The organism is Polaromonas sp. P4_F4 (assembly GCF_056401355.1).
Genome location: NZ_JBFUJO010000005.1, coordinates 139,659 through 153,703, shown reverse-complemented (window position 1 = coordinate 153,703; position 14,045 = coordinate 139,659). Strand labels below are relative to the sequence as shown.

Annotated in this window: 14 protein-coding genes and 1 pseudogene; 11 read left to right on the top strand and 4 right to left on the bottom strand. The window is 56.4% G+C overall.

Annotated features, from left to right (window positions below; translation table 11 throughout):
• Nucleotides 1–68: 68 nt before the first annotated feature.
• Both groL and AC1DUR_RS07875 read right to left on the bottom strand, forming a co-directional pair.
• On the bottom strand, nt 69–1,721 hold the full coding sequence (gene groL / locus AC1DUR_RS07880) for a chaperonin GroEL (RefSeq protein ID WP_011481718.1): 1,653 nt from the start codon (nt 1,719–1,721) through the stop codon (nt 69–71).
• Nucleotides 1,722–1,769: 48 nt separating this feature from the next.
• A complete protein-coding gene (locus AC1DUR_RS07875; protein WP_477717642.1) occupies nt 1,770–2,060 on the bottom strand; it encodes a co-chaperone GroES in 291 nt (96 codons plus the stop codon).
• A gap of 304 nt (nt 2,061–2,364) precedes the next feature.
• Here AC1DUR_RS07875 and AC1DUR_RS07870 point away from each other — a divergent pair, with 304 nt between their 5' ends.
• The 11 genes from AC1DUR_RS07870 (at nt 2,365) to AC1DUR_RS07820 (ending at nt 12,291) form a co-directional block, all read left to right on the top strand.
• Nucleotides 2,365–2,586, top strand: coding sequence for a hypothetical protein (locus AC1DUR_RS07870; protein WP_477717643.1), 222 nt, complete (start codon nt 2,365–2,367; stop codon nt 2,584–2,586).
• 143 nt (nt 2,587–2,729) lie between these two features.
• The gene (locus AC1DUR_RS07865) at nt 2,730–4,049 is read left to right on the top strand and encodes an AAA family ATPase (protein ID WP_477721520.1); all 1,320 of its coding nucleotides are present in this window, start codon (nt 2,730–2,732) and stop codon (nt 4,047–4,049) included.
• Between the two features lie 53 nt (nt 4,050–4,102).
• On the top strand, nt 4,103–4,708 hold the full coding sequence (locus AC1DUR_RS07860; protein ID WP_477721519.1) for an HAD family hydrolase: 606 nt from the start codon (nt 4,103–4,105) through the stop codon (nt 4,706–4,708).
• A gap of 45 nt (nt 4,709–4,753) precedes the next feature.
• On the top strand, nt 4,754–5,458 hold the full coding sequence (locus AC1DUR_RS07855; RefSeq protein WP_477721518.1) for a hypothetical protein: 705 nt from the start codon (nt 4,754–4,756) through the stop codon (nt 5,456–5,458).
• 351 nt (nt 5,459–5,809) lie between these two features.
• Nucleotides 5,810–6,229, top strand: a complete 420-nt coding sequence (locus AC1DUR_RS07850) for a helix-turn-helix domain-containing protein (RefSeq protein WP_477721517.1) — start codon at nt 5,810–5,812, stop codon at nt 6,227–6,229.
• Nucleotides 6,230–6,393: 164 nt separating this feature from the next.
• Entirely contained in the window at nt 6,394–7,086 is a 693-nt protein-coding gene (locus AC1DUR_RS07845) for a Tn7 transposase TnsA N-terminal domain-containing protein (protein WP_477721516.1), read from the top strand.
• Nucleotides 7,028–9,004 (top strand): integrase catalytic domain-containing protein, encoded by a 1,977-nt coding sequence (locus tag AC1DUR_RS07840; protein WP_477721515.1) that lies wholly within the window; start codon nt 7,028–7,030, stop codon nt 9,002–9,004. Before AC1DUR_RS07845 ends, AC1DUR_RS07840 begins: the two co-directional genes overlap by 59 nt.
• A gap of 18 nt (nt 9,005–9,022) precedes the next feature.
• On the top strand, nt 9,023–9,346 hold the full coding sequence (locus AC1DUR_RS07835; RefSeq protein WP_477721514.1) for a hypothetical protein: 324 nt from the start codon (nt 9,023–9,025) through the stop codon (nt 9,344–9,346).
• 201 nt (nt 9,347–9,547) lie between these two features.
• Complete coding sequence (locus AC1DUR_RS07830; protein ID WP_477721513.1) at nt 9,548–10,507, top strand: TniB family NTP-binding protein; 960 nt, start codon at nt 9,548–9,550, stop codon at nt 10,505–10,507.
• A complete protein-coding gene (locus tag AC1DUR_RS07825; RefSeq protein ID WP_477721512.1) occupies nt 10,500–11,474 on the top strand; it encodes a TniQ family protein in 975 nt (324 codons plus the stop codon). The genes AC1DUR_RS07830 and AC1DUR_RS07825 overlap by 8 nt, the downstream gene beginning before the upstream one ends.
• On the top strand, nt 11,467–12,291 hold the full coding sequence (locus tag AC1DUR_RS07820) for a TniQ family protein (RefSeq protein ID WP_477721511.1): 825 nt from the start codon (nt 11,467–11,469) through the stop codon (nt 12,289–12,291). The genes AC1DUR_RS07825 and AC1DUR_RS07820 overlap by 8 nt, the downstream gene beginning before the upstream one ends.
• 176 nt (nt 12,292–12,467) lie before the next feature.
• On the opposite strand, the gene AC1DUR_RS07815 is transcribed toward AC1DUR_RS07820, so the two are convergent.
• Both AC1DUR_RS07815 and AC1DUR_RS07810 read right to left on the bottom strand, forming a co-directional pair.
• Nucleotides 12,468–13,058 carry a GNAT family N-acetyltransferase gene (locus AC1DUR_RS07815; RefSeq protein WP_477721510.1) on the bottom strand — a complete coding sequence of 197 codons (591 nt, stop codon included), beginning with the start codon at nt 13,056–13,058 and terminating at the stop codon, nt 12,468–12,470.
• A gap of 577 nt (nt 13,059–13,635) precedes the next feature.
• A pseudogene (locus AC1DUR_RS07810) lies at nt 13,636–14,001 on the bottom strand (AAA family ATPase); the annotation flags it as partial.
• Nucleotides 14,002–14,045 lie beyond the last annotated feature (44 nt).

The window sequence follows — 14,045 nt, the reverse complement described above, 5'->3', positions numbered from 1 at the left end:
GGGGCGAAAGCACCGCGGCCTTTTGGCCTGTTGGCGTCTGAACCGGGGTGAGCCGGCTCAGCTGGACATTACATGCCCATGTCGCCCATGCCGCCCATTCCACCCATGCCGCCTGGCATGCCGCCGCCGGCGCCAGACTCATCTTTCGGAGCCTCGGCCACCATGGCTTCGGTCGTCAGCATCAGCGATGCGACGGAAGCAGCGTTCTGCAGGGCCGTACGGGTCACTTTCGTGGGGTCCAGAATACCCATTTCGATCATGTCGCCGTAGGTGTCGTTGGCTGCATTGAAGCCGTAGTTGCCCTTGCCGGCCAACACAGCGTTCACCACCACAGAGGCTTCGCCGCCTGCGTTGTACACAATCTCGCGCAGAGGCGCTTCGATGGCGCGCAGCACCAGCTTGATGCCGGCTTCCTGGTCAGCGTTGTCGCCCTTAATGGCACCAGCAGCCTGCTTGGCGCGCAGCAGCGCCACACCGCCACCAGCCACAATGCCTTCTTCCACGGCAGCGCGGGTAGCGTGCAGGGCGTCTTCGACGCGGGCTTTCTTTTCTTTCATTTCGACTTCGGTGGCAGCGCCAACCTTGATCACGGCAACACCGCCGGCCAGCTTGGCCACGCGCTCTTGCAGTTTTTCACGGTCGTAGTCGCTGGTCGCTTCTTCGATCTGAACGCGAACCTGCTTGACGCGGGCTTCGATGTCCTTGGCTTCACCGGCACCGTCGATGATGATGGTGTTTTCCTTGCCCACTTCGATGCGCTTGGCCGTGCCGAGGTCGGCCAGTGTCACTTTTTCGAGCGACATGCCAACTTCTTCAGCGATCACTTTGCCGCCGGTCAGGCAGGCGATGTCTTCCAGCATGGCTTTGCGGCGGTCGCCGAAGCCTGGCGCCTTGACAGCGACCACTTTCAGGATGCCGCGCAGGGTGTTGACCACCAGCGTAGCCAGGGCTTCGCCCTCAACTTCTTCAGCGATGATCAGCAGCGGACGGCCAGCCTTGGCGACTTGTTCCAGGGTAGGCAGCAAGTCACGGATGTTGCTGATTTTCTTGTCGTAGAGCAGAACAAACGGGTTGTCCAGAATCGCGGACTGCTTTTCAGGGTTGTTGATGAAGTAAGGCGACAGGTAGCCGCGGTCAAACTGCATGCCTTCAACGACGTCGAGTTCGCTTTCGAGCGATTTGCCGTCTTCCACGGTGATCACGCCTTCCTTGCCGACTTTGTCCATCGCATCGGCAATGATCTTGCCGATGGCTTCGTCAGAGTTGGCGGAAATCGAGCCGACCTGGGCGATTTCCTTGGAGGTGGTGGTGGCTTTCGATGCTTTCTTCAGCTCTTCGACCAGTGCCGTCACAGCTTTGTCGATACCGCGCTTCAGATCCATCGGGTTCATGCCGGCGGCGACATATTTCATGCCTTCGCGAACAATGGCTTGAGCCAGAACGGTAGCGGTCGTGGTGCCGTCACCTGCGATGTCAGACGTCTTGGAAGCGACTTCCTTGACCATCTGTGCGCCCATGTTCTGCAGCTTGTCCTTGAGTTCGATTTCTTTAGCAACGGACACACCGTCCTTGGTCACGGTAGGGGCGCCGAAAGAGCGCTCGAGCACCACGTTGCGGCCTTTGGGGCCCAGGGTTACCTTGACGGCGTTGGCCAGGATGTTCACACCCTCGACCATGCGTGCGCGGGCTTCGCCGCCGAAAATGACGTCTTTTGCTGCCATGTTTAATTCTCCAGATTCAGTTGATGAGGGATTGAAAGAGCCGAGAAATTACTTCTCAACGACCGCAAACAGGTCGTCTTCTTTCATCACGAGCAGCTCGTCGCCGCCGACCTTGACAGTCTGGCCGCTGTATTTGCCAAACAGCACGCGGTCGCCCACTTTGACGGCCATCGGGCTCAAATCGCCCTTGTCGTTTTTCTTGCCCGGGCCCACGGCCAGGACTTCGCCTTGATCAGGCTTTTCAGCGGCGCTGTCAGGAATGACGATGCCAGAGGCGGTTTTGGTTTCGTTTTCCACGCGTTTGACGATCACGCGGTCGTGCAAAGGACGAAGTTTCATGAGAGCTCCTTGTTTGAGGACAATGGTTTTTGAGAATCAAAAAGCACTCAACGAAAGTGAGTGCTTGTTAACTTGGTGGCTTGAATGCGCTTTGTTAGCACTCAATACCATCGAGTGCTAATCATAGAGGCATTTAAGGCAGTTTTCAAGGCGGGAGGTTGCGCAAAGGCTGTGAAATGACGGTCCGTTGCGGGCTGATGTCGATTCTCGGCTAACTTTGAACTTTTCTCACTTAACTCTGAACTTTTGGTGGATGAGGTTTTTTTGTAACCTATTGATTTAAATAGGGTTTTTCGAAAAAAAGTTGCGTGACATCGAGCTTTTGAGTACTCTAGAAGTCCTCAAAAACGGTTTCACCATGTTGAATCTGATAAAACCAAATCGCTGCCTTGGCTCCCAAGAAGACAGCTTTTCTCAAGTCGCAACGACCTCCTCAGTCAAGCGCTCGGTGCTCGCCATGAGCATGCGCTTCACCTATGACGCCAATCCGTCCTCATTTGCGCAGCATGGTCCGGCGCGGAATTAGATCCAGCATCATGAATTCCCGGTCTGTCCAAACCTGCAAAGCCAGCTTCCTCTTTAACTCAGAGGGGTTCGGGCCTATAGAGCTTGCGGATGACTAGTTAAGGCAAGTGGCTCGGGCTCCTCCCCCATCAGCAGGAGTCCGAAATGAGTGACGATGACATGGATGAGAAGCCGCCAGGCTTCGAGAAGATACGAAGAACCGTTCGCGGTGAGAGACTTGACAGCCAGAGTTGCAGCATTGAGATTTTTCTTCCCCAGCACCTGGTGGATCATTTCAATGACGAGGCAAGAATGCTGGATGAGGCAAAACGTAAAGTAGCAAGGGAAGGCCGGGAAAGGCAGGCTTCCCGGTATGAAATGGCCGATCGCGCGAGTGAAGAGAAAACGGCGGCCGCGGCGGTCTTGACTGCGGCGCCGGTTCCGGCAAAAAACGCTCCCCCTGAATCGTTTGTGCCCGGCATCGATTTCGACCCCCAGCTCGAACATCTGACCTACGCCACAACGGAGCCCGAGGCGGTGGTTCTCCGGACCAAGCTGACGCCCGATGAGGGGATCAGGGTGCGAGACCTGGAGATCGTGGAGCGACTGAAGGCCAAGGGGCCCTTGCGCAGGATCATCAATCCCTTCCAGTCCGATCCCAGCCTGGCGCCTTTCGACAGGCTGGCGGGCCGGCATCCCCATTTTGGGCCGGTGATTGATTTCGTCAAAGTCCAGGTCGTCCGATGCCGGGCGAATGCAAAACCCTTGCGCATACCCCCTATCCTGCTGTTCGGCGGACCGGGGCTGGGCAAGTCACATTTCACGCGCGACCTGGCCGACGCCTTGGGCACCGTCTGCCGCCGCTGCGCCTGGGATGGATCTGTCTCCAATGCCACGCTCTTAGGCTTGGACAGAAAGTGGTCGACCTCCGACATAGGCGTTCTGTTCGATCTGCTGTGCCTGGGCGATTGCGCCAACCCGGTGGTGCTGCTCGACGAGCTGGACAAGGTGGGACGGGACACCAAAGACGATCCCCTGGCGCCCTTACACAGCCTGCTGGAACCCAGCACGGCCACGCAGGTTCGCGATGCCTCCCTGGATTTCGTCTTCGACGCCAGTCTGGTGACCTGGATTGCCACCGCAAACCGCGTGACGTCCATCCCCTCCTCGCTGCGGTCGCGGTTTAGGGAGTTTCACATCGTCCACCCCACGGCCGAGCAGGCCATCTCGCTGGCGTTTTCGGTGGCGGCTAGCGCGATTGAGAAAACGGCATCGCCGGGCTTTGCACCGCCCAAACGGGAGGTGGTGCTGCGGATTGCGCACCTGACCCCCAGGGAAATCTACCAGGTGGTCGAGGAAGCGGTTGGAAGAGCCGCGCTCAATGACCGTACAAGGCTTGAGGTGAGCGATCTGCCCGCGGAGCTGATCCCGCTTGATGGGGATTCACGTCTGGAATGTGAGGGTGGCGTGAGGTATTTGCATTAACGGACGGTCCGTTGTGTACGGCCCAGAACGTTCAGTCCAAGGAGCTCTTAGCAATGGACCCAAGACCTCTTATTGCGCTGGATGGTGACGGGGTCCTGCTGGACTACAACCTGGCCTACGCCAAGGCCTGGGAGAGAGCGACTGGCAGATATCCCGCCGAACGAGACATCGAGGCTTACTGGGCAATAGATCGATGGAATGTCGAAAGGCTTAGCGGAGAGGAGCTGGAGCAATTCCGGGCTAACTTCGATGTCGATTTCTGGAGCACGATTCCGCCACTGGCCTCTGCCGTCGAGGCCTGCCATCGCTTACGCGATCGGGGTTACGACCTGGTCTGCGTGACTGCGTTAGCAGAAGATCTTGCGGATGCCCGACTCCGGAATTTGCGCCAGCACGATTTCCCGATTGAGAAAGTGTTTGCTACCGCACATTCCCTGGGGGGACGCAGCCCGAAAGCCGACGTTCTGGATCGGTTGAAGCCAGTTGCCTTTGTCGATGACTATCTCCCGTACATGGTAGGTGTGGATGGAAGCATTCACAAGGCGCTGGTTCTCCGGGAGCCCAAAGGCAGTCCGAACATCGGACAGCACTTGAGTGCTGTCGATTCCACGCATGCCGACTTGTCGGATTTCGTCCGGTGGTGGCTAAGCAGGCATTAAACCGGGCGTGCACGCAGTCGTTTGTCATTTCACCAGGAGTATTCGATGCAGCTCAAAGGTATTGACGCAGTGAGCGTAGTCCATCAGATCCGGTGCGATCGATGTGGCAAAGAAGTCCATCGTAGCGAGCCCGGGTTCGAGCTAATGACGTCCATCGGCTTTGACGCGGGCTATGACTCGATTTTTGGTGATGGGAATCGAGTCGAAATCGATTTATGCGAGACCTGTTTGCGTGCAACCCTGGGTACTTGGCTTAGAGTGCGCGCCCCTTGGAGTATCGATCAAATGCCCCAGGGAGAAATTGCGACCGCTGTCGAGCAGCCTCAACCAGCCATCGACAGCCAGAACCCCGGCCGCTTTGCGCATTTATACGGTGTGCTGACAGCCGAGGAAATGGCCGACCGAATGAACTGCACGCCCGAGGTAGTTCGTGAGCGAGAAGTCGCGGGCGATCTCTTCGCCGCCCGGGCGCCAGGCCGAGCCGGTGGCCGGCGCTACCCCGCGTTTCAACTCGATGAACGTCTGGACAAGTCGCTGCTGAAGCAAATCATCCGGAAATACCGCGACGCCGGCGTCTCCATCACCCTTCTTTGGAGTTTCCTGCGGACCCCACAAAAGATATTTGCCGGATTGACCCCCATCGAAATGATGCTGGGCGGCTCGCCACCTGGATATGACGCCCTGACTCCCGACGAAAGGTCCAAGCTCTTCCTCGATGTGGTGGCCGAGGAGCTTTCGCGCGTGCGATGAGCATTTCCTATTTATGAGCGGCTTGATGCTCTTCCTCGACATCGATGGTGTGCTACATCCGTGGCGGCGCGAGCCTGGGCTCCTCTAGCTCTCGGTAACGGTGAGGTCCATCGTTGTTAAGTTGAATCTCTGGCGTCATTAATCCGCGTGAGCTGAGCATCCCATTGATGTTGCGGACGGTCAGTTTCCCCAGTGGAACGAAGAGGTTTCAGCCGCTGGAATTGCTGGCGGCACATACCGTATTTGGGCGAGTCAAACGGAATTTATTGTTGTGTAAAAGATATCTAATATGTGCTAAAACTATAGCATTACTGTTAGAAAGTGGAGCTAATGTAAGATGTTCAGATATCTATGGCCCAGCAAAAAGACGCCGAATTGCGGCGACCTATGCTTTCTCTGGAAGGCCTCCCAGCGCGGAGGTTCGGTGAACTTTTGTTCACTTTCAGAGAGCAAGAGGCCATCAGCCAGGCTCAGGTAGCCAGGGTCGCTCGACTATCGAAGTCGTACCTGTCATCTATAGAAAATTGCCGCTTAAGGCCACCGCCTACTCTGACTGTCCGGCGCATAGCGACTGCTCTTGGTCTAGGGGCAGAAGAAACCATAGCGCTTGAACAGTCCGCAAGGCAGGAGCGCGCTTGCGAAATACGCACGTCCAAGTTCTTGCCTGAGCACGTACGTCTGGTGGCGCTGCGGTTGGCCGCACAGGCCGACACGCTGACGCCGAAAACCACCCAAAGACTGCTAACGATATTGGAGGAGTCTGAAATGTAAAAACGACCAATCAACCCCTCACGAGGTCAATTGGCCGAGTCTAGGAAAAACAAACAGTTCAGAAGTCAAGAACCTGAATAGTAAGTTTCTCCAAAGCCTCCGTCAAGGCTTCGTTCACCCCAAAAACTGAACACAACGCGATTTGCGCGTTGATGGAGAAACTCATGCCAAAAAAAACAGAGGCCGCTCGCCAGGTCGTCACGCGGTCGCCCAAGCGAACCGTGGGACTCATCAATTGTCCATGGTTCCAGGATCGGCCTATCGAACACGAAAGCCGCCTCGAAAAGCATTTTGTGCACCGAGCCATGCTTTTCCCGGGCTTGGCGACCATTGCGCACCAGCCGTTCAAGCTTCCTCTAAAGAAGCCTAGACAGTTCTACACCCCCGACTTCTTGCTGACCTTCATCAATGGCCAGCGCGTGGTGGTGGAAGTGAAGAGGTCCGAGAAGATCAAGGCACTCAAAGAGCGATTGGACTCTATCGCAACGCTTCTGGCGGAGCGTGACCTGATTTTCTTTGTGGTGCATCAGGGGCAGATTGACGGTGACTTCCGTGCTCAGAGGGCTTCACTGATTCGACGGTATGCCATGCATGCCATCGCTGGCGACGTGGTTCATCGTGCCATTGCGCTTGTTGACCGGTATCCGGCCGGCGTGGCAATCGGGAAGCTGACCAAAGCCCTACAGATATCGGAGTACCAGCTCTATCACCTGCTCGCGCGCCGCTACGTCACGGCCGATCACCGAGTGTTGCTCAGTGCAGACGACCTCGTTTATCCCATTCAACAGGAGATTACAAATGCCGCTCATCAGTTTGGAAGCTGGTTTGGTTGTGCGCCGTGGCGCACGAACGCTTGAATTTGTCCGTCTTCTGGACAACGACACGAAGGTCCAATTCGAGGATCAGTTGACCCGCCAGGTGCAAACCATGCGGCTCTCGCGGTTCTATGCGGGGGTGCTTGCCAAGCAGTTGTTGCCGGTGTTGGCAGAAGAGGCGCGTGCCGCAGACCCGTCCAGTGCGAATCGGTCGCCTGCGTTAGTGACTGACCTGTCATCGCTGGCCGACACGGACAGAACGGCACTAGAACGACGGATGGCTTACGTCAGGGCGATGCGAAAGCGGCAACTGTCCCGCGGGCAACGCGCCAAGGTCGGGAAAGTTATTCCCGAGATTGCGGCGAATCTGAAGGACGAAAAACCACCCAGTACTTCCACGGTACTTGGTTGGATGCGGAAGTTTGAACTGTCATCGATGAATCCTGCGAATTTGCTCTCTCGCAATAGATGCCGGCGTAGGAACCGGAGAACACATCCACTAATTGACGACCTGATTATTCAAAAGCTGAGGAGTGTTTACCTTACAAAGGCACGGCACACGCTACAGCACACGTTAGACCAAATCCACGTGGCCGCAGAAAAGCTTCACAAAAGCGGAAAACTCACCCCTCAAGAGGCTTCGGTCAGTTTAAGCACGGTCGCCAGACGACTTGCGGAATTTCCGGCCTACGACGTGGACAGAGCGCGATACGGGTTGAATTATGCGAGGGCCAAATACCGAACCACCGTGGAGGGTGTTCAAGCAACTCGCGTTATGCAGCGCCTGGAGTGTGACCATACACCGCTCAATTGGGTAATTCTTTGCGACCGAACCGGATTACCGCTGGGGCGTCCTACCTTAACGATTGTCGTGGACAGTCTGAGTGGCTATGTCGTTGGCCTCTATGTTTCCTTCTATGGGCCCGGTCTTACCAGCGTGCTGAATGTTTTGAAGAACGTAATCCGGCCCAAGGATGAACTTGCTGCCGCTGCGGGGACGACCCAACCCTGGATTGCATTTGGCATTGGCGAAACGATCTTGCTGGATAACGGGCTGGAGTTCCACTCGCCGCAGTTTCAGCTGGCGGCTTGGGAGCTGGGTATGGACATTGAATACTGCCGCGTGCGGACGCCTTGGCTGAAGCCAAAAGTTGAGCGATTTTTTGCCAATCTGGATCATTTGACGCTGATTAAGGGGCGGGTGCGCAAGCCGATGGACAACGTGCTGAACATCAATCCTTCAGAGGATGCCGCGATCATGTTCTCCGATTTCGTCAAAGGGCTGATCAAGTTTGTCGTCGATGTCTATCCGTTCGAGCTCAACAGTCGCCGGCTCCTGACGCCATTCGAATGCTTCAAGGAAGGGCTGGACATGCTTCCCCCGCCGGCCTTCCTGACCTCGTTTGAGCAACTGGATCTGATTGCAGCCATGAGTAAAACCTTGACTGTTGGTCCGGGCGGGGTGGAGCTCCAAGGACTCACGTACTCGTCATCCGATGTGATGTGCCTCAAAAAGATCGTGGGGAGCCGCTTCAAAACACTTGTCAAGTGGAATCCGGACGACCTGTCTTTTATCTACTTGCAGGATCCGTCCAACAAGCAGTGGTTGCCCGTGCCAAGCATCCGGCAGGACTACACCCAAGGCCTCTCCTGGATCCAGCACCGGCTGATCCGGAAACACGCACGCGAAAAACACGTGGACGGCGGTGGCTACGAGCAGCTTTTTCGGGCTCGTCAGGAGCTGCATGAGCTCTGGATGAATGGCTTGGCGAAAAAGAACCGTAGCAGCGACACGCGCACGCTTGCAAAGTTTAGTGGGCTGTCTTCGGATCAGATTGTCTTGGGAACAACCGCTCGTACGTTGCCCAGGGCGGCAGAGACGGTTCTTGCGCGTGAGGAATTGAGTATTTCCTGTGAGGATATTCCGGATTTCGAGACTTTTGAAATGTCCCGCCGGTGAGTCACCTTGAGTATCAACATGGCGCTTTTCAACGGCGCTCAACCTGATTGCAAAATGGACAAAGAACAACCACCTATCGAAAAAACGGTCAGCTTTGACGAGATCGAAGCCGACGAGGCTCAGCTCGTGACCCGACGCTTGCAGCTGTACTCAAAGCACGCCTTGCAAGTGGCACTTCCCATCGATCGCATTTATGTGAACCACCCCCGGTTTTCGGATGGACTCGCATTACTTGACAGGCTATGTCAGGTGGCGCCAGAAGTCACCATCGCTCACGGGATTCGTTTGATTGGCCCGACTGGAAGCGGAAAGTCTGCGCTTTTTTCGGTAGTTCCGGGATAGCTTGCCGCGGTCGACCTTGTTCAGTCTCGCGTCGGGGACCGTCACTTTTCCCAGGGCGGCAGAGACGGTTCTTGCGCGTGAGGAATTGAGTATTTCCTGTGAGGACATTCCAGATTTCGAGACCTTTGAAATGTCCCGCCGGTGAGTCACCTTGAGTATCAACATGGCGCTTTTCAACGGCGCTCAACCTGATTGCAGAAAATGGACAACGAACAACCACCTATCGAACAAACAGTCAGCTTTGACGAGATCGAAGCCGACGAGGCTCAGCTTGTGACCCGACGCTTGCAGCTGTACTCAAAGCACGCCTTGAAAGTGGCACTTCCCATCGATCGCATTTATGTGAACCATCTTCAGTTTTCGGGGGGACTCGCACTACTTGACAGGGTATTTCAGTTGGCGCCTGAAGTCACCATGGCTCACGGGCTGCGATTGATTGGACCGACTGGAAGCGGAAAGTCCGCGCTTTTTCGGTGGTTCCGGGATAGCCTCCCGCGGTCGACCCTGTTCAGTCCTGGCTTCGGTGCTGTTGGCATCCGCGTTGGGGACCGTCCTACGGCCGGGCAGATCGTCGGCGCTCTGCTGCGCGCATATAAATACCCATTCAGGTCTGGCTCCAATGGGACCGTGTATGCGAGAAGTTACCTCGTCCAGGACTTGATCCGGGAGAAAGGAACGCGCCTGATATTTATCGATGAGGCGCATCGGCTGCTGAACCAGCGCCTTCGATTCGGCGCTGATTCCGAACCAAGTGCCACACTTTTTTTGCGTGACCTGATGGATGACTGCAAGGTCGGGCTGGTTCTTGCTGGCACGGATGCGCTTGATCGACTGGATTCCGTGGATTCACATCTGGGCGACCGCATCTCAGCCCGCCATCAGCTGCGGTACTTTGCGGCTGACAAAGAGTGGATGGGTCTCCTCAGAGCATTTAGGAAGCAATGTCAGACTTTTGACCTTAGCCTTCTAGAAGATCCAAAGGAAGGCGCGCGGCTGCATGTTGCCACCGGGGGAAGCCCGCGGCGCATAAAACGCCTTCTGACGGAAGGCGCGTTGGTGGCCGCCAACGCAGGGCTGTCTAGCTTGGACGTGCATTCGCTCGCCAAGGGATTCACATCCATACAGGGCTTTGACTGCGCGTCCCCCAACCCCTATGCATGAACAACTTCCTATCCGTGCCGATCCGCTCGAGGGCGAATCCGGCTCCGGCTACTGCTTGCGCGCGGTGCGCCAGAATGGCTTGAATCTCCATTGGCTTAGACGTAGTGCGGGCATCGGCTATGGCAAGCCGCTGGATGCCCGCTACGCCCCGGAACTAGCCTGGATCTTGGGGTGTTCCACCGGCTGGCTTGCCAATGCCTTGGCAGGCGAGCGGCGGTCTAACGGGCGGCGGTGTTATAGCCAGGCGGGCGAGGTGTTTCTATTTCGAAACCAGCTTCGGCTTCGGGAGCCACAGATCTGCCCTCACTGTGTTCACCTCGATGGTCTATGCCGGCTTGGTTGGGAAATGACCTTGGTGACTGCATGCACTCGCCACAGCTGTCCGTTGATCGACGCCTGTTCTTACTGCAAGTCCGTATTACGCTGGGACCGCCCGGCAATCGACTTGTGCCAGTGCGGCCGGCCTTTTGAACGAAAAAATCAGCCAATTTCCCCAGAATTGCCGGATGCGCTTGCGCTGTCCTCGTTGCTTGAAAACTGGTCCGAAACCACTGACAAGCTCAGCGCTCTGGCTGCATGTCAGCTCCCCCTTTGGCTCGGTGGATTAGGGTTGGGTGGTCTTCTCGGCATTGTCCACGCGTTTGGTAGTCGGGCCAGGCCCTTTGAACCTTGTCCAAGCTGCATCACCAGACGGACAGCTCGGACTGCTTACTGGGCGCAAGTCGCTACCAGGGGGATAGGCCGGCTTCGCGCAGTAGCCATTGGCGGCACCACCGCTTGGCAGGGGCTCGAACCTTTGGTCAGTAGAACGCTGATCGAGCAGATTGCCCTTCAATCCGTCAATGAGAGTGAGCGCCAGGTCGCGCGCTACCTGGTCAGTGCTTTATACGGCGAGGTGCTCACTGGCCGCATGATGGGGCGGATGCCCGAATTTAGCCAAATCGACTTCGGGTGGTCCCATGTCTAAATACAAGAAAGAGTTGGTTGGGATTCCGGCGCTACAGATGGCAGAGTCACCAAGCTCGTGGCTAAGCCGGCTGGCGCTACGCCAAGGTATTTCGTTGAGCGAGCTCCTTAAGTACTTTGAGCTGCCTCTCAAAGGCGATACAGATATTGCCTTTGTACGGGGGAATATGCGGCGCATCGCGGGACTTTGCGGTCTGCCGCATAAGGACTTTCATCTCATCCGGAAGATGTTCCTCGGGGTTGCCAGCTTGGATCGCAAGGGAGCCAAGTATCTCTTCTCTCATGAAGGGGCTCCGCGTTATCGCTTTTGCCCGTCGTGTCTGTTTGGGCAGAGGGAAAAGCATCTTCCCCTGCACTGGCGCTTCAAGGCCTGGCGTTGGTGTCCAGAACACTACTGCCTTCTTGAGGATGCTTGTCCGCATTGCGCTTCACCAGTGCTATTGCCTGCGGACATGATCAGTGGCGGCCCGGACCGCGCGGGCGTGGGCATGTTGAACCGCTGCTTGCGCTGTGCGGGGAAGTTGTGCGTGGCCCATACCAGCACCAACGGCACCCTCGATTTCCTTTTACTCGCACCTTGGGAGGCCCTTTTGCTGAAAAATGGCCGAGCACTGCTTGCGGCTCTCTACCTTCGCGAAGTCAAGCTGGATTTCACTCATGGGTCGTTTTCCCTTGGTGCAATTCGCCGGATTGAAAAACAAGGATTACTTCCCCATGACCACTTCCGATTGACATCAGCAGAGGTCGTTCGTCGTAAGACGGCATACGACGAAAAACCCCCGATCAGAGCGACTGTAGACGATATCGGTAACTATTGATAAGCACTTAGTCGTTTTGAGTCGAGAGTGAGTATCTAGTGGCCTGTAACGGAGAAAAGAGAGTGAACTTTTCCCTGTGTAGAGCGCTTCCGATTCAATCGTTACAGTCCACTAGTCGAAGATTTCGGCGATCAGCTTACGGTAGCGTGCAACTCCTTGGCGGAATCAGATGTGGATTATTCTGGGCGCCTCGACCAACGTTCGCGTGGTAGCCGATACAGAAGTTGTCTTCGCAGTGGGTTGTCCGCCGGCACCAATGGGTGGTCGAAATCGTCCACAGGGTCGTATGACATGCCGAGCTTTTCCATCACACGGCGCGAATTGCGATTGGTCGGCACCGTGTTAGCGACGATCTCTTGAAGCCCGCGGTGCTCGAATCCGAAGCTAATGGCCGCGCATGCGGCCTCTGGGGCATATCCGTTGCCCCAGAATCGGCGGGCCACACGCCAGCCCACTTCCACGGCGGGGGTGAAATGGGCGTCGTAGCCAATGTGCAGCAGCCCGGCCGCACCCATGAACTCGCCCGATTCTTTGGACTCGATGGCCCACAAGCAAAAGCCGTGCGCCTCCAGATGAGCTTGTTGGCGAGCGATCCAGCCGTTGACGGCCTCAGGCGAAACAAAGGCTAGCAGGTGCGCCATCACTTCGGGATCAGCTGACATGGCCGAGAAAGGCGCGCGATCGCCGTCGAGCCAAGGACGCAGGATTAAGCGATCAGTTTCTAGCTGTGTTGGGAGCGGGCGAGTCGTTGCGGGGTGCGTGTGCATAGGGCTATTTTCGTCCACCTGTTTGCTGTTCGGTTGACCATGTCTGCTTCGAAGACCATCATGCGGCCGCTTTGAGGTCCTGAGCAGACGTAAGAACCTCGAAAAGCCCGGCATTCGGTGCGCGGGGCCGGCATGCGGAAGAGGCGTCCACAGAATCGCCAGCGGTCGACAATTACGATCAAGGAGGCCGGGGCGTGATATACGGTTGTTTGCTGCCGATCGGCGGTGTCGGAATGCCGGCAACCCAATTGATTTCCAGTCAACGGTCGTTCATGACCGGCTCTTGGCGACCCATTGCAGTCATCGATGACGCAGATATGAAGGACTGGATTGCAGCGAAAGCGGGTACTGACCAACGGCTGCTTTCTGGAAGCTCAGTTTTGAATTTTGGCATGCCAGTCAGCCGTCATTCGTCGCCGCCAGCAAGGTGCCCAAACCGGAAATACACATGGCGTAACTGACCGCAACAAAGCTGACATTCCAGACCCGGCGCGCTCAAGTCAACAATGCAGCGATGGCTGAAGTCAGCGCTTTAATTGACCTGCCACGGGATCTGACCAGGCTCAATTGAGAGCCGTTACCGTTCGAGCCGTACTCGAAGACGACGCGCGGGCTCCCTGAATGCTTTTTCGCCATCTTCGAGTATGTCGCACACGGCCTTGCGTATCCCGGCGTCCTCTAGTCCACCGGCAACATAGTTGAACGATGGAAGACCGCCGTCAGAAGATGAGCTCGCGTCAGCTACGATGACTTGGTCCGCGTCACTGTTGATGACCAAATTGGCATTGTGGGTAACCATGATCACCTGCCGTTTCGACTTAGCTGCAACGAACAACGAGACCAGTTCATCGAAGACCGACTTCGGATCGAGGTTCTCTTCGGGTTGGTCGATGATCAACGGACGATCATCAGCATCGTCCAGTGCAAGGTACGCCAACTCCAGTTGTCATCGACAAGAATGGTTCCGGTGTGCCGGGTTGCTACGCT